Source organism: Pseudarthrobacter oxydans, from assembly GCF_034258515.1.
Taxonomy (GTDB): domain Bacteria; phylum Actinomycetota; class Actinomycetes; order Actinomycetales; family Micrococcaceae; genus Arthrobacter.
In genome coordinates, this window is record NZ_CP139438.1 from 227,572 (window position 1) to 247,472 (window position 19,901).

The 19,901-nt window shown below is 66.2% G+C and carries 17 protein-coding genes; 6 read left to right on the forward strand and 11 right to left on the reverse strand.

The window, feature by feature from the left end; all coding sequences use genetic code 11:
• Positions 1–16 precede the first annotated feature (16 nt).
• Positions 17–688, forward strand: coding sequence for a GntR family transcriptional regulator (locus SMD14_RS00990; protein WP_157239895.1), 672 nt, complete (start codon positions 17–19; stop codon positions 686–688).
• 150 nt (positions 689–838) lie between these two features.
• A complete protein-coding gene (locus tag SMD14_RS00995) occupies positions 839–2,122 on the forward strand; it encodes a M20 family metallo-hydrolase (protein ID WP_321214997.1) in 1,284 nt (427 codons plus the stop codon).
• Positions 2,123–2,183: 61 nt separating this feature from the next.
• Here the strand turns inward: SMD14_RS00995 and SMD14_RS01000 are convergent, their stop codons facing one another.
• Genes SMD14_RS01000 through SMD14_RS01010 form a run of 3 tightly spaced genes read right to left on the reverse strand, consistent with a single transcriptional unit; the run spans position 2,184 to position 6,461 of the window.
• Positions 2,184–3,449 carry an ArgE/DapE family deacylase gene (locus SMD14_RS01000; protein WP_321214998.1) on the reverse strand — a complete coding sequence of 422 codons (1,266 nt, stop codon included), beginning with the start codon at positions 3,447–3,449 and terminating at the stop codon, positions 2,184–2,186.
• 8 nt (positions 3,450–3,457) lie between these two features.
• Positions 3,458–4,780 carry an MFS transporter gene (locus SMD14_RS01005; protein ID WP_157239890.1) on the reverse strand — a complete coding sequence of 441 codons (1,323 nt, stop codon included), beginning with the start codon at positions 4,778–4,780 and terminating at the stop codon, positions 3,458–3,460.
• Positions 4,767–6,461: an amidohydrolase gene (locus SMD14_RS01010; protein WP_321214999.1), complete on the reverse strand. Its 1,695-nt coding sequence runs from the start codon at positions 6,459–6,461 to the stop codon at positions 4,767–4,769. Before SMD14_RS01010 ends, SMD14_RS01005 begins: the two co-directional genes overlap by 14 nt.
• A gap of 125 nt (positions 6,462–6,586) precedes the next feature.
• On the opposite strand from SMD14_RS01010, the gene SMD14_RS01015 reads away from it, so the two are divergent.
• Positions 6,587–7,786, forward strand: a complete 1,200-nt coding sequence (locus SMD14_RS01015) for a helix-turn-helix domain-containing protein (protein ID WP_321215000.1) — start codon at positions 6,587–6,589, stop codon at positions 7,784–7,786.
• A gap of 38 nt (positions 7,787–7,824) precedes the next feature.
• Here the strand turns inward: SMD14_RS01015 and SMD14_RS01020 are convergent, their stop codons facing one another.
• The 5 genes from SMD14_RS01020 to SMD14_RS01040 form a co-directional block, all read right to left on the reverse strand.
• A complete protein-coding gene (locus tag SMD14_RS01020; protein WP_409339699.1) occupies positions 7,825–8,913 on the reverse strand; it encodes a LacI family DNA-binding transcriptional regulator in 1,089 nt (362 codons plus the stop codon).
• Positions 8,914–8,951: 38 nt separating this feature from the next.
• Positions 8,952–9,857 carry a carbohydrate ABC transporter permease gene (locus SMD14_RS01025; RefSeq protein ID WP_321215001.1) on the reverse strand — a complete coding sequence of 302 codons (906 nt, stop codon included), beginning with the start codon at positions 9,855–9,857 and terminating at the stop codon, positions 8,952–8,954.
• Positions 9,854–10,735, reverse strand: a complete 882-nt coding sequence (locus SMD14_RS01030) for a sugar ABC transporter permease (protein WP_321216322.1) — start codon at positions 10,733–10,735, stop codon at positions 9,854–9,856. Before SMD14_RS01030 ends, SMD14_RS01025 begins: the two co-directional genes overlap by 4 nt.
• Positions 10,736–10,827: 92 nt before the next feature.
• The gene (locus tag SMD14_RS01035; protein WP_321215002.1) at positions 10,828–12,162 is read right to left on the reverse strand and encodes an extracellular solute-binding protein; all 1,335 of its coding nucleotides are present in this window, start codon (positions 12,160–12,162) and stop codon (positions 10,828–10,830) included.
• A gap of 47 nt (positions 12,163–12,209) precedes the next feature.
• The gene (locus SMD14_RS01040) at positions 12,210–13,646 is read right to left on the reverse strand and encodes a glycoside hydrolase family 32 protein (protein ID WP_321215003.1); all 1,437 of its coding nucleotides are present in this window, start codon (positions 13,644–13,646) and stop codon (positions 12,210–12,212) included.
• A gap of 276 nt (positions 13,647–13,922) precedes the next feature.
• On the opposite strand from SMD14_RS01040, the gene SMD14_RS01045 reads away from it, so the two are divergent.
• On the forward strand, positions 13,923–15,479 hold the full coding sequence (locus tag SMD14_RS01045; protein ID WP_321215004.1) for a glycoside hydrolase family 32 protein: 1,557 nt from the start codon (positions 13,923–13,925) through the stop codon (positions 15,477–15,479).
• A gap of 79 nt (positions 15,480–15,558) precedes the next feature.
• Here SMD14_RS01045 and hxlA read toward each other — a convergent pair whose 3' ends face one another.
• Positions 15,559–16,182: a 3-hexulose-6-phosphate synthase gene (hxlA, locus tag SMD14_RS01050; RefSeq protein ID WP_321215005.1), complete on the reverse strand. Its 624-nt coding sequence runs from the start codon at positions 16,180–16,182 to the stop codon at positions 15,559–15,561.
• A gap of 48 nt (positions 16,183–16,230) precedes the next feature.
• A complete protein-coding gene (gene hxlB, locus SMD14_RS01055; protein ID WP_321215006.1) occupies positions 16,231–16,848 on the reverse strand; it encodes a 6-phospho-3-hexuloisomerase in 618 nt (205 codons plus the stop codon).
• Between the two features lie 194 nt (positions 16,849–17,042).
• On the opposite strand from hxlB, the gene SMD14_RS01060 reads away from it, so the two are divergent.
• Both SMD14_RS01060 and SMD14_RS01065 read left to right on the forward strand, forming a co-directional pair.
• Entirely contained in the window at positions 17,043–18,266 is a 1,224-nt protein-coding gene (locus tag SMD14_RS01060) for a response regulator transcription factor (RefSeq protein WP_321216323.1), read from the forward strand.
• A 94-nt stretch (positions 18,267–18,360) separates the two neighbouring features.
• Positions 18,361–19,173 (forward strand): IclR family transcriptional regulator, encoded by an 813-nt coding sequence (locus SMD14_RS01065; protein ID WP_157239871.1) that lies wholly within the window; start codon positions 18,361–18,363, stop codon positions 19,171–19,173.
• A 25-nt stretch (positions 19,174–19,198) separates the two neighbouring features.
• Here the strand turns inward: SMD14_RS01065 and SMD14_RS01070 are convergent, their stop codons facing one another.
• Entirely contained in the window at positions 19,199–19,885 is a 687-nt protein-coding gene (locus SMD14_RS01070) for a GntR family transcriptional regulator (protein ID WP_104996383.1), read from the reverse strand.
• Positions 19,886–19,901: the final 16 nt, after the last annotated feature.

The window sequence follows — 19,901 nt, forward strand, 5'->3', positions numbered from 1 at the left end:
AGAACGGAGTGGCGCCTTGAATGCACTTCTTGCCCTGCCTCAGACGGAGGAGGAAGCACCGTCCCAGGCGGAGGCCGCGTACCGGCAGCTGCGGGACAAGCTGATCATGCTGGAAATCCGGCCGGGCGAGCCCATCAACGAGGGCCAGTTGGCGGCTGAGCTCGGGTTCGGCCGCACTCCCGTCCGGGAGGCCATCAAGCGGCTGGAAGTGGACCACTTGGTCATTTCCTACGCGCGCCGCGGAACCTTTGCCACGAACGTGGACTTCACGGAACTGGCGGATGTCTCGGAAATCCGGGAACTCCTGGAGCCGCTGGCCGCGCGCCGCGCGGCCAATAGGGCCAGTGACAGCATGCGCCGTGAACTGCTGCAGGTGGCCGACGCCATCGCCGGGCTGGCGCCGGGCCAGGGCGAATCGCGCGAACTCATGCGCTACGACCTGATGGTCCACCGGCTGATCTACAAGGCGGCCGCCAACCCGCACCTGGAAAGCACCCTGATCCGCTACGACAACCTGGCCACGCGCATCTGGTGCGTGGTGCTGGACAAGGTGCCCTCCGTGACCGGCCACATCACCGAGCATGTGGACCTGCTCAAGGCGGTGGCCGCCGGCGACGCCGACAAGGCAGGCGAGCTGGCCCTGCACCACGTCACCAGCTTCGAGGAAACCATCCGCAAGGTGCTGTAGCACAAACCGCGCCGTCGCCACTATTGCCTTGGCTGATGTGCAGATTCACAATGCCGCGGGCCGAATTGGTTGTCCGGTCCCAGTGCCTGCAGCATGCCGTCCTGAGACGATTGTGTACATCATCAATCCAAGCGTTAAGGACAAGCAGTCATGAGCAACGGTGCCGTGCCCGAACCCGATCCCACGAAGTTCACAGGAGCTGACGCCGTGTTCCTACAGGACTTCGCCACACTCAGCGCTTTTGGTGCCACTCCCGGCGGGGGTGTGGAGCGGCAGGCGGGTTCACCGGCAGACGGGGAACAGCGTGCCTGGCTGTCCGCCATCCTTCGGGACAAGGGGTTCAACGTATCCTTCGACCGGATCGGAAACCAGTTCGGCCTGCTGGAGGTGAACCCCGGTGCGCCATACGTGCTGGTCGGCTCCCACCTTGATTCGCAGCCGACGGCGGGACGGTATGACGGTGCCTACGGCGTGCTCGCCGCCGCCCATGCAGCATTCAGCCTCGCTGCCGAATGGCGTGCCGCAGGGACAACTCCCCGGTACAACCTGGCCGTCGTGAACTGGTTCAATGAGGAAGGTGCCCGCTTCAAACCGTCCATGATGGGCAGTTCCGTCTACACGGGAAAGATGACACCCGAGGAAGCCCTGGCGACGGCGGACCATGGCGGCACAACCGTTCGCCAGGCCTTGGAAGCAACCGCATCGCTGGGCGAGGGCACAGGGCCGACGGCAGCCTACGCCGCCGAAATCCATATCCAGCAGGGCCGCAGCATGGAACGCGACGGCGTCACTATCGGCGTCGTCGACTCCAACTGGGCGGCCAACAAGTACCAGTTTGAGGTCCGCGGCGAGCAGGCGCACACCGGTTCAACGGTCATCGCTGACCGGCGCGACGCCCTCCTGGGTGCATCGATGCTCGTGGTCGCCGCGAGGGAAATCGCAGACCACTTTCCAGGCGGGGCAGTGCATACCTCGGTGGGCCAGCTTGACGTCTATCCCAACTCGCCCGTCGTCGTGCCCTCGCTGGTTTCCTTGCTCCTTGACCTGAGGTCAGCCGACGAGGAACTCCTCGCCGAAGCCGACCGGATGTTCCACGACCGCATCGGCCGGATCGAGCGGACTGCCCGGGTGGAGATCAGCAAGACCGGATCCCACTGCTGGCCGGTTACTCCTTACCAGCCGGAAGGAGTGGCGCTGGCCGAAAAGACCGCGGCAAACCGCGGGTTGGCCTATGCGCGGGTCAAGACGCTGGCCGGACACGACTCCACCAACCTGAAGGACGTCGTTCCCACCGTGATGCTGTTCGTGCCGTCAGCTGAGGGCATCTCCCACAACGAGCATGAGTACACCAGGGACCAGGACATCATCAGCGGCCTGCACGTGCTCACCGACGTTGTCCGCAGCCTCTGCCTCGGGGAACTCGACCCCCGGTAGGCACCACAACGTGCAGAAGGCGCCCGGCCATTGGCCGGGCGCCTTCTGCGTGCCGTAAGGATCATGCTGCCTCGGTGACACCGCACCAGCCGGCGATGAACAAGGCGATGGTCTTGGTCACCTGGCGGACCGACTCGATGTTCACACGCTCATCGAACCCGTGAATCGCCTCTGACACGGGACCGTAGACCAGCGCCGGGATCCCCGCGTAAAGGGCGAAGACCCGGCCGTCGAGGTAACCGGGCGTCGTAAAGCTCTGCAACGCCGAACCGAAGACAGCCTCGTGCGCCGTGGCCAGCGCCGCTTCCGCTTCCGATCCCTCCTCCAGGACGTAGCCCTCAGAGAAGAAGCCCGTCCGTTCGGCCGACACCGACGCACCCGCTCCGGCCGTCTGCAGGCACTCCAGGATCTCGTTCCACGCATCCACGGCGGGGACCCCCGGATACAGGGCCGCCCGGACATCGAACTCGCACCAGGCCGGCACGCTTGAAGGCCAGTCGCCGCCGGAAATCATGCCGATGTTGACGTTGATCGGGTGGTCTGTGTCCTCGAAGTGCGGGTGGCTGCCCTTATCTGCGTTCCACTTGGCTTCGAGCTCCCGCAACGCACCCATGACGGTGTAGGCGGCGTCGATTGCGTTGAAGCCCGAAGCCATCTCCCGTACGTGGGTGGGCCTGCCGGAAACACGGACCCGGAACCAGATCACCCCCACGTTTGCCCGGACCAGCATGTTCTCTTCCGGCTCGGGGATGATGACAGCATCCGCGGTGTAGCCGCGCTGCAGCGCAGCCAGCGACCCGTTGCCCGTGCACTCCTCCTCCACCACTGACTGGAAGTGGATGGTCGAGGCCGGCGCGAAGCCGGCGGCCCGGATGGCGTCGAAGGCGAACAGGTTGGCAGCGAGCCCGGCCTTCATGTCACCGGCCCCGCGGCCATACATCCAGCCGTCCTTCACCACGGCATTCCAGGGGTTGCGTTCCCATACTTGCTCAGGCCCGGTGGGAACCACATCGACATGCCCGTTCAGGATGAGCGAACGGCCCTTTTCCTCCGGGGGAGTGTAGGTGCCCACCACGTTGGTGAGGTCCTCGAAGGCGACCGTGCTGGGACCATAACCCACGTGCGAAGCGAGGGCTTCGCCGTCGAGCGTCCAGCGGTCCACGGCAAGTCCGCGGGCCTCAAACTCAGCGAACATCAGGTCCTGCGCCCCGGCCTCGGCTGTCCTCAGGGAGGGATGCCGGACCAGCTCCGCGGTGAAATCGAGCTGGCGGTCAAAGGCTGCATCCACGGCCTCGGTAATACGGCGGGCTGTTTCCGGGTTCAGCATGGGGCTCCTTACCGTACGATCGCTTTGTCCTTGACGCGGAGGCGCTCTCCGAAGAATCCGCCGGCTGCGGTAATGAGCGACACGACGATCAGCAGCAGGGAAGCGGTCCATGACGCTCCACCGGATACACCGAGCAGGGCGACGGCGATCAGCGGCAGGAATCCGCTCAGGGCACCGGCCAAGTTGTAGCCCAGCGCGACGCCGCTGTAGCGCAGCTGCGGCGGGAACAGTTCGGTCAGCAGGGCGCCGGTGACCGAGTAGGCCACGGAAAGCAGCCCGATGCCGAGGGTGACGGCGAGGACCACGGCAAACGGATTGCGGGAGTCGATCATCCAGAAGAGCGGGAACGCTGCGGCGGCGGTCACGAGGCCGCCGATGAAGGTCATCCGTCCCGGGCCGACCTTCTCACTGATGCGGCCGATGACCAGGATGACGCCGATCTGCACGACGGCGGCGACGAGGGTGGCGTTGACCATGAGTCCACGGTCCAGGCCGAGGGTGGCGGTGCCGTAGCTGATGACGAAGGTAGTCATGATGTAGAAACCGCCGACGCCGAGGAAAGCGGCGGCGATAGCAACGATCAGCCGGCCCCACGCCTGACGGAAGACGTCGACTGCCGGAATCTTGGCGCGTTCCTCCAGCTTGACCAGTTCACGGAAGATCGGTGATTCCTCAACCTTCAGCCGGATGTACAGCGCGATCAGCAGCAGCGGGAAGGCCGCCAGGAACGGCAGGCGCCAGCCCCAGGAATCGAAGACCGCGGAGGGCATGAGCAGTACCAGGGCGAAGGCGCCGGAGGACATCAGCGTCCCCACGGGTGAACCGACCTGCACCAGGGCGGCATACCGTCCACGCTTCTCAATGGGGGCGTGTTCGACGGCGATGGTCATGGCACCGCCCCACTCACCGCCCACTGCGAGGCCCTGCACCAGGCGCAGGATGGCCAGCATGACGGGGGCTGCGAGGCCGATGGTGCCGAAATCAGGCAGCACGCCGATAAGGCCCGTGGCCACGCCAATCGCGACGATGGTGATCAGCAGGGCCGGACGCCTCCCTACACGGTCACCGATGTAGCCGAAGAGAACGGCGCCGAGCGGACGGGCAGCGAAACCGACACCGAATGTGGCGAAGGCCGCCAACGTTGCAGCCGTCGGATCCAGCGATGTGAAAAACAGCCGGTTGAAAACGATGGCTGCAGCGGTTCCGAAGAGGAAGTAGTCGTACCATTCGAGGGCGGTGCCGACGAAGGCCGCGCGGGCGATTTTGCCGGCGTCGGCTCCGCTGACAACGGGTACGGCTGCTTCTTCCTGGGTGGCGTCATGGGGTTGCATGCTCGGTGCCTCTCAATGTGGGAATGGGGTGGGACGATGCGGTGCTCTGGAGTTTCTCGATGTAGCCGTGCCCGAAAACGCAGGCGCCGTCGAGCAGGGTCGCCAGCACGCTGATCTGGCCGATCTCGTGGGGCGGCACGTCTGCGGGGTGTGCGGAGAGGAACACGAGATCGGCGAACTTTCCCGGTTCCAGCGTTCCCCGGCGGTCTTCCTCGCCTGCCATCCACGCGGTGTCGACCGTGTAGGCGCGCAGGGCGGTCTCGGCGTCGACCCGTTCCTGTGGGCTCAGCGTGGCGCCGCCGGAACTGGCGCGCGTCACCATGGATTGCATGCCCAGCAGCGGCGCCCCGGCCGCTACCGGGCGGTCCGAGCTGCCGGGAACGCGTACCCCGGAGTCCAGGAAGGACTTGTGGCGGTACAGCCACGGCGTCCGCTCCTCGCCGACTGCGTCCACCATGGTGTCGCCCACCTCATACAGGAAGTGCGGCTGCGGAACGGGTGTGACGCCCAGCGCCGCGAACCGGGGAAGCTGGTCCGGACGGACCATGCCGGCGTGCTCGATGCGGTGCCGCGCGTCGGGCCGCGCCAACTTCCGGTGCGCTGCCTCAAATGCGTCCAGCGCGACGTCGACTGCCGAATCCCCGATCGCGTGCGCTGCGACGTTCCAGCCGGAGCAGTGTGCGTCGATAATGCGCCGGGCCAGTTCCCCGGGCGATAGCTGGAAGCTGCCGTTGCCGTGATCATGATCGCAAAACGGCTCGGTTACTGCTGCAGTGCGGCCGATCAGGGAACCGTCGATGAATATTTTCATGGCGCCCAGCCGGAGGTGGTCGTCGCCAAAGCCCGACGTGATGCCGAGGTCCAAGCCGAAGCTGATCCCGTCCGCGGCATTGGACTGGAGCGGGTGCAGGGCATCGCTGACGGCCATCATCTGGACCCGGGTTTTCAGCAGGCCCCGGCGTCGTGCTTCAACGTAGGCAGCGAGTTCGACCGGGCTTCGGCCGATCCAGCCCGACCCGATGCCGGCCTCCACAACGTGCGTCAGGCCCTCGGAAGCGTAAACCCCGCTTGCTGCGCCAATCGCGTCCGCGAGGTCCGTGACCGGGTACGGCACAACCAGTGCGGTGACCAGTTTCTGAGCCTGTTCCTCAAGCAATCCGGTAGGCCCCCCGGAATCCTCCACCACCGTGCCGCCCTCGGGAACAATCGCCGAGCCGTCCAGAACGCCCGTGCGACCAAGCACCTCAGAGTTGACGGCGCACATGTGCCCTGACCGATGCTTGAGCCAGACCGCACGGCCGGGAGCGGACCGGTCCAGGCCGCTCCGGTGCGGATGACCCCCCAGGACCGTGTCGTCATAACCCGATCCCACCACCCACGCGTCTTCAGGGAGGCCGCGCGCAAACCGGGAGACTGCATCGTACAGTTCCTCCAGGGTCCGGCAGCCGGACAGATCGAGTTCGGCGAGGGATTGGCCAAACCACGCCATATGGTTGTGCGAATCACCAAAGCCGGGGACGACGACGGCTCCGCCGCAGTCGAGCGTCCGCCGAGCCGGGAGGTCCAGGACGTCGTCGTCAAACCCGATGATCCGCCCGTGGAGCACTCCCATGGCGTGGGCTGTTGAAGGGGCATCAGCCATCGTGAAGATGCGGGCTTTGACAAGTTTCAAATCGAGCATGGGCCTCGGCGGCTGTCCTTTCCGGATACGAGCGCGAGCTTACGGAACACCTCCTTCAATGGTGGGATGGATCACGTGGGGAAACAATGGACGAACACAGTGCAGTCCGGTTCTAGAATGGGCATATGCCCAATACAGCGTCCGCGGACAGGACTCCGGCGTCCGCTGGAGCCGCCCCCCGGTCGGTGGTGTCTGACCTGGTGTCCGACTGCCTCGCCGACATCGACCGGATCGCGCACCAGTACCTTCTCGAGGTGCAGAAGATTGAGGATTATGCGGCCTCTGCGGTGGCTGTCCAGGATCTGGAGGAGACAGCTGTCGCCTCGATAGAACTACTGCTGCGGCTGGTGGGAAGCCTTCCGATACCCGACCGGCTCGCGGGTATGTCCGACGCACTGGGACACCGCCGCGCGCAGCAGGGCCTGCCCCTGGAATCCCTGCTGCGCGCAGTGCGCATGGACTTCCGGGTGCTCTGGACGGCAATGCTGGAGAAGGTTCCGCCCTCGTCCTTGCCGGAGTTGACCAAGGATGCAGTGCGCGTGTGGGAAGCGGTGGAGTTCCACACTATCCGGGTGCACGCAGGCTACCTCGATGAGCTCGCCAGCATGGCGCAGGAAAAAGAGACGCAGCGCGCGTTCCTCCTGTCGCGGCTGCTCAATTCGGACGGTAAGGATCCGCAGGTGCTGGGACAGGCTGCCCGCGCGCTCGGCGTGGCGCCGGACAGCAACTTCATCGTTGCCGTTGCCGCCGAATACGCCCAGAAGGCATTCCGTGCGGAGGTGCTTCGTGCCGGTGCTGAGCAATTCCTCCACGAGCGCGACGGTGCACTGATCCTCATTCTTGAGGACGTTCCTGCCCGGACGGGTAGGGAGCCGGAGGGCGCCCGCCCGTGGCTGTCCAGGGTGGACTGCTTTGTGGCGCCGCCCGCCCGCTCCTTGGCCGACGTGCCCCGGATGCTTCGGATCGCCCTGGAGTCGTTGCCGGTGGTGACGCCGCAACGCCCGGGCCAGCGGACCGTGCGTGAGGCATGGGGGCATGTTGCCATGACTCGGCTGGGAGAATACGGAACCGTCCTGGCGGACACCGTGCTGGGCCCTCTCGCTACGATCTCCACGCATGAACGTGACCGGCTGATCGAGACGGTCCAGGCGTACCTCCGCACCGGATCGGTGTCGGAAACTGCCGGGGAGCTGTACTGCCACCGAAACACTGTGCTGAACCGCCTTGCCCGGTTCGGGCAACTCACCAGCTTCGATCCCGCTAATCCCCAGGACGCCGCTGCGGTGATTGCCGCCCTCCATGTCCTTTTCCCGGCCTCAACCTAAGGAAAGGCGGATGCCTCCGGGGCTGTAACAGCTCAGGTTCAGGCGTGCGCCTGGGCCCGGACGGAGGTCCGTTCCACGGCGGGACAGAGTATTTTCGCAACCCCGTCCGCCGCGGTCCCGGGTGCGTCGTCCAGCCCGAGCAGCATCCGCACGCCCGCCGCGCCCAGTTCATAGTGGGGGAGCGAGACGGTGGAAAGCGGGGGACGCAGGTGCGCGGCAATGACTTCCTGGTTGTCGAACCCCACCACAGCCATGTCCTCGGGGATGGAGAGGCCGTGCTCGCGGAGGCCGTCGTAGAGGCCCATTGCCATCCGGTCGTTGTAGCAGTACACCGCGGTCACGCCGCGCTTGAGGAGTTCGGGGGTGGCCCCGTAGCCGCCTTCCTGGTCCGGATAGGCTTCCAGCACCAGCTCGGGGTCGAACGGAACACCGGCCTTCTCCAGTGCTTCCCGGTACCCCTGGAGCCGTCCGTCCTTGGCGGGGGCGGGGATGGTGGCGTTGATGAAGGCGATCTTCCGGTGCCCGTGTCCCAGCAGGATGTCGGTGGCTGAGCGGCCGCCCTGCACCTCGTCGGGCACCACGGCCCGGGTTCCCGGCTCCTGGGAGAAGCAGTTGACCAGGACGAAGTCGGCTTCCCGGAGCGGCGCCGGAATTTCCGTCTGGCGGTGGAACCAGGTGGAGTAGAGGATGCCGCGGACTTTGTATTCGAGCATCATCTGGATGGCGTCCTGCTCAAGCTCGCCGTTGCCTTCGGTGTTGGCGATGAGAAGGGCGTACCCGTGCTTCCACGCCTCGTCCTGTGCGCCGTGGATGATCTGGCCGGCGAAGGGCGTGGTGGCAACGCCGTCCGCCACCAGCCCGATGAACCGGGAGGTGCCGCTGACCAGGGTTTTGGCCATCGCGTTGGGGCGGTATCCCAGGGTCCGGATGGCGTCCTGCACCCGCCGGCGGGTTTCCTCGGCGATCCGGGCGGCTTTTTTCTTGTTGACCACCAGGGACACCGTGGCCGTGGAAACACCGGCTGCTTCTGCCACGTCGCGGAGGGTGACAGGGTGCGCGCGCTCCGGGGCTTTTGGCGCCCGGGCCGCAGGTGCCGGCACCTCCGCACCATTCTCCATTGAACTCATCTGCCCTCCTTGAGGAGTATATCCATCCGCCGTTGCCGTCATCCTTTCGTCGCCCCGCTTTCGAGTCCCTGGATCATGGCCTTGTTGAGCACCAGGAACACCAGCAGCAGCGGGGTGATGGTCACGCACACGGCGGCGAAGGTTGCCGTCCAGTCCACCTTGCCCATGGCGCCGATGTAGTTCTGCAGGCCCAGCGGAATGGTCTTCAGGTCCTCGGACAGGACGAACGTGTTGGCGAAGATGAAGTCGTTCCAGATGAAGATGCTGTTCACCAGGACCACGGTCACCACGGTGTTCAGGGACAGCGGCATGGTGATCAGCCCGAAGATCCGGTAGGGGCCGGCGCCGTCCAGGGACGCTGCCTCATATGTCTCCTGGGGGATGTACTCGTAGAACGAGCAGAAAAGGTAGATGGACATGGGCAGCGAGAAACCGGCCAGCGGGATGATCATCGACTGGTAGGTGTCCAGCAGGTTCACGGCCGAATAGTCGATGAACAGGGGGACCAGGGCGATCTGGACCGGGACGATGATGCCGATCAGGAACAGCCCGCGGACCAGTTTGCTGAGCCGGAAACCGAGGACCTGGATGGCGTAGGCGGCCATCATGCCCAGCAGGACAATCAGGATGTTCGCGCCCATGGTGACGATGAAGCTGTTCAGGATGTTCCGGCCCAGGTCACCGGTTTCGAAAGCCCGGGCATAGTTCTCCCACGTCAGGGAGCCGGGCAGGGCAAAGGGGTCACCGGTGGCGAAGTCCTGTTCCGTGCGGAGGCTGGTCAGGAAGAGCCACGCCAGCGGGTAGACCTGCACGATCACGATCAGCATGACCAGCACGCGGGACAACGTCCGGAACAGGTCGGGCCTGCGCCGGCGGCGCTTCACTGGCGGCCGTTGGGGCACGACGGCGGCGGGCGGGGTGGGAGGGGCTGCCTGGGTGATCATGAGTCTGCCTTCCGCTTCAGCAGGAACAGGATGAGGCCGACGGCCACGAGGCACTCAACCACGATGAACACGGAGATGGTGCTGGCGTAGCCGAAGTCCGTGCTGGTGAACGCCGTCTTGTACATGTAGGTGGTGAGCAGTTCCGAGGACTGCCCCGGGCCGCCGTTGGTCATCAGGTAGGGGATGTCGAAGCCGCGCAGCCCGTAGGTGGTGGCCATGATGGTGGTGGTGATCCACACCGGGCGGATGTACGGGAAGCGGATCTTGGTGAACAGCGTCCACCGGGACGCGCCATCCAGGACGGCAGCCTCCTCAAGCTCCTTGGGCACCGCCAGCAGGGCCGCGTAGATGATGAGCATGTACAGCCCGGTGAAACGCCACCCCTCCGGTGCGGACACCGCCGCAAGGACCGTGTTGACGTCCGAGAGCCACGGCCGCTCGAGGCTGTCGAGGCCCACCCAGTGGAACAGCTGGTTGAGCAGGCCCACGGGCTCCAGGGAGTAGATCCGCACGAAGAGGAAGGCGATGGCCACCGTGGAGATCACGGCCGGCAGCAGGTAGAGGGTCTTGACCAGCTCACGTCCGCGGCGGAGCGACGTGAGGAGGCTGGCCACCGCCAGGGCGCCGCCGAGCTGCAGCACCAGGCAGATGGCCAGGTAGACGAGGGCGTTCAGGAACGCCCTCCAGAAGATATCGTCGGTTGCGAACATCCGGATGTAGTTGTCCAGGCCCACGAACTCCATGTCGCTGATGCCGTTCCAGGAGAAGAAACTGAGGAACAGGGACTGGAGGATGGGGAAGAGGACTGCTGCGCTGTAGAGGAGCAGCGGCGGGAGCAGGAAGACCAGGACCGAGGTCCGTGACCTGTTGGGCAGCATCCTGTTGGGTTGCATGGCGGGGCCTTTCGGGGCCTTGCGGACGGGGGAGCGCTGGGATCCCCCGCCGCGTTGGTTTCGTGAGGAAGCAGTGCCTACTTGAAGAACTTGGGGGCGTTCTGCGCGATGGTCTTGTCCATGGTTTCGGTGAACTGCTCAGGCGTGATGTTGCCCTGCACCAGCAGCACCAGCTCCTGCTGCAGCCGGCCGTTGGTGGTCGGATCCAGCTGCGTATCCCACGGCATGGCCTGCTTGGAACCGAGGCTGTCGGCCTGGTCCAGCGCCTTCCGGTATAGCGGGGTGGCGTTGGCCGGGACAACGGTTTCGACGTCGGTGGTGGGGGACAGCGCGCCGGTGGCGGCATATTCGGCCGGGTACTTTTCTAGGGCGAACTTCAGGAAGTCGCTCACCAGGGGATCGTAGGTTTTGGCGTTCACCGCCATGCCGATGCCGGACGGGGACACGAATTCGTTGGCCGCCGTCACGGAGTTGGCCGTGGTGGGCAGGGTAAAGAAGTCGATGTCGTTGCGGACGGCAGGATCCAGCTTCTCCGTGGCCAGGCTGGGCAGTTCCCACGTGCCGATGTTGTACATGGCGGCCTGTCCGGAGGTGAACTGGTTTTGCGCGTCGGAGTAGCCCTGGGCGGAGAAGCCGTCCTGGAAGCACTTGGCCTTGCCCAGTTCCGCCATCCAGTTCACGGTCTTCTGGCCGACGGGATCGCTGAACTTCGCCTCGCCCTTCTTCAGCTTCTGGACGAAGTCCGGGCCGGCTTCCCGGAAGGGCTGGTAGGCGACGTAGCGTTCCAGCGGCCACTGGTCCTGCCCGTCGATGGCGATGGGGGTGACGCCGGCGCTGCGCAGGGCAGTGCACATGGCCGGGATGTCGTCGAGCGACGTGGGTACTGCGACGCCGGCCTTCTGCAGCAGTGCCTTGTTGTACCAGATGAATTCCAGCTCGAACTGGAACGGGATCATGTACAGGGAGCCGTCGTCGAAGCGCTGGTAGTCCAGCGCGCCCGGACGGTAGTCGTCGTAGACGTTGAGCGACTTCAGCAGCTTTTCGGCGTCCACCATCTTGCCCTGCTTGGCCAACTCCTGGGCGAAGGGCGTTGCGTCGGTGTCGAACAGTTCGGGCAGCTTGTTGGCTGCCGCCAGGGTCTCGAGTTTCTGGATGTAGGAGGGACGGTCCGGGGTGGTGATCAGGTTGAGCTCAAAGCCCGGGTGGTCCTTGGCGTAGTCGTCGGCCAGCTTTTTCATGATGTTGATGACCGCGCCGTCGGCGGGCCGGGAGAGCAGCCACGAGATCTCGCGCGGCTTGATCTCGCCGGTGGGGCTGACGTTGGACGGATCGGTGGAGCTTGCGCCGCCACAGGCGGTCAGCGCCAGGGCGGTAACGGCTGCGCAGGCGGCAGCGCGGAACAGGTTCTTCATTGGTCAATCTCCCTTGATTGGAACGGAGGATGGGGTTGCGGGGGTATTCAGTTGTCGGTGCGCTTGCGTACTTCGAAATCTGTGATGGTGACGGATCCTTCGCCGGCGAACACGCCTATTCCGCCGGCGGGGAGGTCGTAGATGCGGGTGCTGAGGGCCACCTGCCGGTCCACGACGGCGACGCACAGGTCGCCGTCGACCACCACTTCCAGCGTGTGGCGGCCGGGCGGGAGGTGGCAGGGGCGTTCCAGTTCGATGGCGTAGGGAACGTCGCCGGAAACATGCCATTGGGCTTCTCCGGTGATCGTCCGGGGCCATCGGTCGAACACCAGGCGTCCACGCTTCGGTTCGAGGCGGAGGACGTAGGAGTGGTCGCCGTCCGGGCTGGAGCGCAGCAGGATCCCGCATTCCGTGGTGCCCGGCTGGATGTCCAGCACCGCTTTGGCATAGAACTGCGTGGGCAGATCGTTGCTGCTCACGATGGCGGCGTAACCATCCGGGACGTTTAACTGCAGAGGCAGCTCCTGGTCCAGCTCGAGCGGGACCCCGTCCCAAAAGCTGTCCACAAGCTCGTCCGCGAGGCCGAAAGCCAGGGTCCCGTCGGGGTTCTGCCGTGCCTCCAGGACGGACATGGTGCCCGCCCACTGCCAGGCGCCGTCGTCGCAATTGCCTTCCTTGCTGGCAATCCAGCCGAAGAAGAACCGCCGGCCGTCCCGCTCCGACGTCTTGGACGCGTAGAACGCACGCCCGTCGATGCTGTCCAGGTCCGGGACTGTCCACGGCCCGGTGGGGCTCTTGGCCATCCGGTACCGGGTGGTGAACGTTTCGGAGAACTCGGAGTAGACCATGTACCACCACCCGTTCCATTCGAAGACGTCCGGGCATTCATGCGTGATGTACCTGCGGGGATCCCAGAAGGGGTCCGTGTGCTCCCACGTCATCAAATCCGTGGACGTGCACTGCGCGATGACCCCGCGGCGGCGTTCCGGGCCGTCGGAGTGCCTGGCCGCCAGGAGCATCCGCCACAGGCCGGCCGCCTCGTCGCGGAAGACGAAGGGGTCCCGCCAGTCCGCGGACTCGAACCGGTCCGGCGCACCGAACGTAAGCTCGGGGCGCTTTACCCACGTGTTCATGCCGTCCGTGCTGGTGGCGTGCATAACCAGCTGCAGGGGCAGGCCGTCCGTCCCGAGGTTGCCCGGGTTCTGTCCCGTGTAGAACAGATGGTGGACGCCTGAGTCGTCGGCAATGATGCTGCCTGTGTAGCAGTTGAAGTCGAGCTCGTCCGAGGTGCCGTGGGGAAGGGCCACCCCGTGGTCCTGGAACTGGGTGAGGTCCTTGGTGGTCACCAGGTTCCAGGCCGTTCCGGGCTTCGGGTCGGCGCGGACCTCGGAAAGGTAGAAGAGCCAGAACTCCCCGTCCTTCTGGAAGGGGATAAGGTCTCCAACCCATGCATCGGCGGGCTGGAAGAAGACTGGATAGCTCATCGGCGTTGATGTCCATTTCTGCTAAAGCGTTTGATCACCATGAAGCTAGCGTGGAATGGAGCGGCGATCAAGCGTTTTAGCAAAAATAGTTCCGGTGCGATTTTTCGGCCTGTTTGTGACGGCGGCAATTTTGCTGAAACGCTTGACCATAACGGTGCGACTGGGTATCTTGTTCTGCTAAAGCGCTTAATCAGCCCGTGGGCTGATCGGCGAACCACCGATGGTTCCATCCCCGAGCGCCCGGCGGAGCAGCCGCCCCCTGAGAGGAAGTCAACGATGACATCTGCCTTTTCCCGTCGCCGTGTCCTGCAAGGCACCGGAGCAGGAGCACTCGCCCTGCTCATGGGCGGCACGATCCCTGCCACGCCGGCCTGGGCCAAGCGCTCACTGCGGGCGGTTTATCACATGACGCCGCCCTCGGGCTGGCTGTGCGATCCGCAGCGCCCGGTGTTCCTGGGCGGTGAGTACCACCTCTACTACCTGCACTCCACGCAGAACAACGGCCAGGGCGGCTGGGACCACGCCACCACGGCAGATGGCGTGGCGTTCACCCATCACGGCGATGCGTTGCCGCTGCAGCCGGACTTCCCCGTGTGGTCCGGATCCGCGGTGGTGGACACTGCCAACACCACAGGCTTCGGTGCCGGCGCCATCGTGGCCCTTGCCACCCAGCCCACGGACGGCATCCGCAAGTACCAGGAGCAGTATCTCTACTGGTCAACCGACGGCGGCTACACGTTCACCGCGCTGCCGGACCCGGTCATCGTGAACACGGACGGAAGGGCCGCCACCACGCAGGCGGAAATCGACAACGCCGAATGGTTCCGGGACCCGAAGATCCACTGGGATGCGGTGCGCAACGAGTGGGTCTGCGTGATCGGCCGGGCCCGGTACGCGGCCTTCTATACGTCCCCGAACCTGCGTGACTGGCAGCTGAAGCGCAACTTCGACTTCCCCAACCCCGCGCTGGGTGGCATCGAGTGCCCCGACCTGTTCGAGATGACGGCCGACGACGGCACCCGGCATTGGGTGCTGGGCGCCAGCATGGACGCCTACAGCATCGGACTGCCCATGACCTACGCCTACTGGACCGGCACGTGGGACGGCACGCAGTTCCTGGCTGACGACGTCAGCAATCCGCAGTGGCTGGACTGGGGCTGGGACTGGTACGGCGCGGTGACGTGGCCGGCCGTTGAGGCACCGGAGCGCCGGCGGTACGCGATCGGCTGGATGAACAACTGGAAGTACGCCGCCCGCGACGTTCCCACGGATGCAACCGACGGCTACAACGGCCAGAACTCGATCGTGCGCGAACTGCGCCTCGAACGCCAGCCGGGCGGTTGGTACTCCCTGCTCAGCAGCCCGATCGGGGCGCTCGCGAATTACGCCAGCTCCGCCACCACGTTCCCCGGCCGCACCGTGAACGGCAGCTACGTGGTGCCCTGGAACGGCCGCGCCTACGAGCTGGAACTCGATATTTCCTGGGAGGCCGCAACGAACGTGGGGATCTCCGTGGGCCGCTCCGCTGACGGCGCCCGCCATACGAACATCGGAAAGTACGGCAACGAGCTCTATGTGGACCGCGCGCCGTCGGACCTGGGCGGCTTCTCGCTGGTGCCGTACACGCGCGCAGCAGCGCCCATCGACGCGGCCGCGCGGTCAGTGCACCTGCGCATCTTCGTGGATACCCAAAGCGTTGAGGTGTTTGTGAACGCCGGCCACACGGTGCTCTCGCAGCAGGTGCATTTCGCCGACGGTGACACCGGGATCTCCTTCTACACGGACGGCGGCCCTGCGACCTTCTCCGGCATCACCATCCGTTCGTTCCAGTAGCCGGCCACGCGAAGCGGCGGCCCCCACGAGTCCGTGGGGGCCGCCGTCGGGTTGCGGGAGGTGGATGATCGGCAGGAAGCTAGCTGATCGCGGCCCGCAGTTCCTTGGCGGCGACGGCGGGATCGTCGGCGCTGTAGATGGAACCGCCGACGACGGCCACGTCGGCCCCGGCGCGCTGCACGGCTCCGATGGTGGACAGGTTCACGCCGCCGGCCACCGAGAACGGCACGCGGGCCTCTTCTCCTGCGCTCAGCAGCACGTCCAGGTTGTAGCCCGGCTTGGCCTGCTCATCCAGGCCGGCATGGAACTCGATGAACTTGGCGCCCAGGGCGCGGGCTTCCTGGGCGCGGGACACCTTGTCCGCAACGCCGATCAGGTCCACCACCACGCCCTTGTTGTGGGCCGTGGCGGCCTTCACGGCGCCGGCAATGGTGGAGTCGTCGGCGCTGCCCAGGACGGACACCAGGTCCGCGCCCGCGGTGAAGGCGATTTCGGCCTCGAGCTCGCCGGCGTCCATGGTCTTCATGTCCGCGAAGACAATCTTGTCCGGGTGGGCGGTCTTAACGGCGGTCACGGCCGAGAGCCCGGCGTTCTTGATCAGCGGGGTGCCGAGCTCGATGATGTCCACGGACTCGGCGACTTTGCCGGCAAGGTCCAGGGCGGCTTCGACGGTGAGGACGTCCATTGCTACTTGCAGTTTCATGTTCTATCTCTTTCGGTTGTGAAACGGACTTGCGGGGGGAGAGGGGGCTTATTCGAGGTTCGCGTGCCGCTGCCAGAGGTCCTCCGGGGCGGCGGCGTCCTCGTCCCACAGGCTTTGGAACACCGCCTCCGTGGTGGCAAAAAGCACCTGCTCAAAGAGGCTCCCGGAGTACTGCCGGGTCACCGCCGAGCCGTGGTCCGCCTTCTGTGCAGCCGGAATGAGGACGACGGCGGCGGCAGCGGCCGCGAGCGGGGAACCAGCGCTGGTGGTGTAGGCGGCCACGCGGGCGCCTTGGGCGACAGCGGTTTCCGCCGCTGTCACCACGCCGGCGGTGGTGCCGGAACCCGAGGCTGCGAGCAGCAGGTCCCCGGCACGGATGGCCGGTGCCGTGGTTTCGCCCACCACATGCACCGTCAGCCCGAGGTGCATCAGCCGCATCGCCGCCATCTTCAGGACCAGGCCGCTGCGTCCGGCGCCGGTGACGAAGATCCTGTCGGCCAGCCGAAGCTCGGTCACCAGGGCTGCGATCTCTGCGGCGTCCACGTGCTGGGAGACCCTGCTGACCTCGTCCATGACCAGGGCCCGGTTGCGGTCAAAGGCCCGGGCTGTGCCGGTCAGGGCTGGATCAGCCGGGGCCGCCGGGTCTGTTGCGGCGATGGTGCCCATGCTCGTACCTCCTTGAACGTTGTGATCCTTCAATGCTCGCCCGTCCGTTGGGTGGGTCCAACGCCATGATTGGACGGTCCCCGGCTACCCAAAGGGGTGGGTCTCCTGCGCCCGGCCCGTACACTGGGCAGGTGGAACGCGCCAACAACACTGCCTTGCTTGAAGCCGCCGCCGCCCTGGCCGCGGCTCCCCTTATGGACATCGCCCACCGGCTGCGGGCGGCCCTCAGCCCCTACTGGGAATCAAGCGCCCTGGTGATTTTCACGGAAGACTGCACCGGCCGGCCGCAGAAGAAGGCCGGTGCCGAGGCCATCATCAGCCGCGTGTCCATCGCGGAACTGGACGCCCTCCGCACCCTGCTCGCCGGTGATGGTTACGGGGCGGACGGCGCCGCCTGGCGCGGTGAAGCCGTGTTCGGCGGCGAACTGCGCCCGGTCCTCGCGGTTTCCTCGCCCAGCAATGCACTGCTGGTCCTCTCCGACCCGCAGCCCGGCCAGGCCTCCGGGACCGGGCCGGACCCGCAGTGGGTCCTGCACTACCTCTGGACGATGGCAGCCGAGCGGATCCGCGAGAAGGTGGCTGATGCGCCGCCGTCGTACCTCATCGAGTCCCGCGCGGCCTCGGCCGAGCGCCTGCGTGTGACCGCCGAACTGGTGGACCGGCATTCCACCACCCTGGAAACGCTGCTCGCCGCGCTGAGGTCGCCGGCGCTGGCCGACGCCGCCGCCAGGACGGCGGCAACCGACGTCGCGGCCAAGGCCCTGGTGGGACTCCGTACGCTCAGCGACCGCACCACGGACCTCGTGGAGGAGCCCGTTGCCTCCGCATTCCAGCGCCTGCGCGAGGACCTGCGCCCGCTGATGAACTTCAGCGGCATCGACGTCCAGTTCATCGAGCCGCCCGTTAACGGCCGGGCACTTCCCGGCGAGGTGGCGCACGCCGCCAGGGCGATCGTCCGCGGCCTGGTGCTGGCCATGGTGGACCAGCAGGGAGTGCGCCGGATCCGCACCCAGTGGGATTGCGACGGCGTGAACCTGCTGGTCAACGTGCGCGACGACGGTCCCGGCGAACTTTCCGCCACCGAACCCGCCGTGGCACGCCTCGTCCAGCGCGTGGAGGCGCTCAACGGCAGCATGGGTGTGGACGTCATGCCGGGCTGGGGCGCCGACGTGGCCGTCACCCTACCGCTCGACCCGCCCAGCCGCCCGCCGGCCGACATTGCCGGCTGGAACCTGGGGGACCGTGAGCTGGAGGTCCTCCAGCTCCTGGCGGTGGGCCAGCGGAACCGGGGCATTGCCGCAAAGCTCCACATCAGCGAGAACACCGTGAAGTTCCACCTCCGCAACCTCTACCGGAAGATCGGCGCCTCCTCCCGCACCGAAGCCATGGCGCTCGCGCACAGCAACGGCCTGCGCTGACCTCCAGTTCGCTGGCTGCCCGTGCACCGTGTCCTGATGCGGGAGTCCCGGTGCGGTGATTTCCCGCTGCGCAGGCTACTTGAGAGTATTAGTCATGGCTTCCAACAACGATCGCGAACCCGACGCCGATACCGAGGCGGGCCAGCACGGCGGCGTCCAGTCCGTGGACCGTGCCCTCGCCGTCCTGGAGATCCTGGCGCGGGACGGCCACGCCGGGGTGAGCGACATCGCCGAGGAAATGGGCATCCACAAGTCAACCGTCTCGCGGCTCCTGGGTTCGCTGGTGAGCCGGGAAATGGTCCACCAGAACAGCGAGCGGGGAAAGTACCAGCTGGGCTTCGGCATCCTGCGGCTGGCCAGCTCCATTCCGGGGCGGCTCAGCCTGGTCCGCGAGGCCCGGCCCGTCCTCGAGGCCCTGGCGGAGGAATTCAAGGAGACGGTGAACCTGGCCGTCCTCCGCTCCAACTATGCCGTCAACGTGGACCAGGCGATGGGCCCGTCAACCCTGGCCACCTACGACTGGGTGGGAAACCTGACACCGCTGCACGCCACCTCGAGCGGCAAGGTGCTGCTGGCCGCGCTGCCGGCGGAAGACCGGGACCGCATCCTGAAGGAGACGGGACTCCCGGCGCGGACGCCCCGGACCATCACCAACCGGAAGGAACTCGAAACCCAATTGATCGACGTCGCCCGCGAGGGCTACGGCGTGGTGCGGGAGGAGTTCGAGATCGGGCTGACTGCCGTTGCCGTTCCGGTCTACAACCACCTGGGCGCCGTGATCGGGGCCATCAGCATTTCCGGGCCGGCGTTCCGCTTTGATCCGGAAACGGCCCCTGGGCTTATCGAAGCACTGAAGCAGGGCGGGCTCCAGGTCAGCGCCAGGATGGGTTACACCGGGCGCCGGTGACTGGGCGCCGCTGCGGCGGCTTGAGTCACTCCGGGTTGTCCCCGTGCACGTTGCTGAGGTTGTCCTCGGAGCGGTCCAGGTACGCCAGCAGGAGATCCGCGGCGCGGTCCAGTTCGCCGGACTCCAGCGCCGCGCAGATGGCCTCGTTGTCCGCCAAATAGTGCTGGTAGAACTGCGCGTCCACTGTGGCTTTGTGGAAGAACAGCCGCATTTCCGCCAGGACCTGGCTCATGATGCTGTTCAGCCGGGGGCTCCTGGCCATGGCAACAATGGCGCCGTGGAAATGCTGGTTTGCGGTGCCCAGGGCTTCATTGTCTCCAGCCGCGGCGGCGCGTTTTCCTTCCTCGACGGCGGCCCGGACGGCGGCGACGTCTTCCGGACTCCCGCCCGCGCGCAGGGCGCTGACTTCGATGGCGCGGCGGACCGTGTAGACGTCATGGACATCCGCTGCCTCGAGGCTGGCCACAAAAACGCCCCGGTTGGGGTGCCGGACCACCAGCCGCTCGCTGGCCAGTTCCGCGAAGGCCTCCCGCACCGTGTTGCGTGAGACGCCCAGGTCCTCCGCGATGGTGGATTCGGTAAGGCGTGCCCCGGGGAGCAGGGCCCCCTCCGCCAGCTGCAGGCGGAGTTCGTCAGCCACCCGTTCCGCCACGGAGGGGACGGCCACCCGGAGGCGGCCTGCGGAGCGGAGTGTGGTCTCTTGAGCGGGCATACTTCAGAATTTACAC

Excerpts from the sequence above, each read along its gene's own strand:
- SMD14_RS00995 (WP_321214997.1), top strand. The coding sequence starts at position 839 with ATGAGCAACGGTGCCGTGCCCGAACCCGATCCCACGAAGTTCACAGGA.
- SMD14_RS01000 (WP_321214998.1), bottom strand. The coding sequence starts at position 3,449 with ATGCTGAACCCGGAAACAGCCCGCCGTATTACCGAGGCCGTGGATGCA.
- SMD14_RS01005 (WP_157239890.1), bottom strand. The coding sequence starts at position 4,780 with ATGCAACCCCATGACGCCACCCAGGAAGAAGCAGCCGTACCCGTTGTC.
- SMD14_RS01010 (WP_321214999.1), bottom strand. The coding sequence starts at position 6,461 with ATGCTCGATTTGAAACTTGTCAAAGCCCGCATCTTCACGATGGCTGAT.
- SMD14_RS01015 (WP_321215000.1), top strand. The coding sequence starts at position 6,587 with ATGCCCAATACAGCGTCCGCGGACAGGACTCCGGCGTCCGCTGGAGCC.
- SMD14_RS01020 (WP_409339699.1), bottom strand. The coding sequence starts at position 8,913 with ATGAGTTCAATGGAGAATGGTGCGGAGGTGCCGGCACCTGCGGCCCGG.
- SMD14_RS01025 (WP_321215001.1), bottom strand. The coding sequence starts at position 9,857 with ATGATCACCCAGGCAGCCCCTCCCACCCCGCCCGCCGCCGTCGTGCCC.
- SMD14_RS01030 (WP_321216322.1), bottom strand. The coding sequence starts at position 10,735 with ATGCTGCCCAACAGGTCACGGACCTCGGTCCTGGTCTTCCTGCTCCCG.
- SMD14_RS01035 (WP_321215002.1), bottom strand. The coding sequence starts at position 12,162 with ATGAAGAACCTGTTCCGCGCTGCCGCCTGCGCAGCCGTTACCGCCCTG.
- SMD14_RS01040 (WP_321215003.1), bottom strand. The coding sequence starts at position 13,646 with ATGAGCTATCCAGTCTTCTTCCAGCCCGCCGATGCATGGGTTGGAGAC.
- SMD14_RS01045 (WP_321215004.1), top strand. The coding sequence starts at position 13,923 with ATGACATCTGCCTTTTCCCGTCGCCGTGTCCTGCAAGGCACCGGAGCA.
- hxlA (WP_321215005.1), bottom strand. The coding sequence starts at position 16,182 with ATGAAACTGCAAGTAGCAATGGACGTCCTCACCGTCGAAGCCGCCCTG.
- hxlB (WP_321215006.1), bottom strand. The coding sequence starts at position 16,848 with ATGGGCACCATCGCCGCAACAGACCCGGCGGCCCCGGCTGATCCAGCC.
- SMD14_RS01060 (WP_321216323.1), top strand. The coding sequence starts at position 17,043 with ATGGACATCGCCCACCGGCTGCGGGCGGCCCTCAGCCCCTACTGGGAA.
- SMD14_RS01065 (WP_157239871.1), top strand. The coding sequence starts at position 18,361 with ATGGCTTCCAACAACGATCGCGAACCCGACGCCGATACCGAGGCGGGC.
- SMD14_RS01070 (WP_104996383.1), bottom strand. The coding sequence starts at position 19,885 with ATGCCCGCTCAAGAGACCACACTCCGCTCCGCAGGCCGCCTCCGGGTG.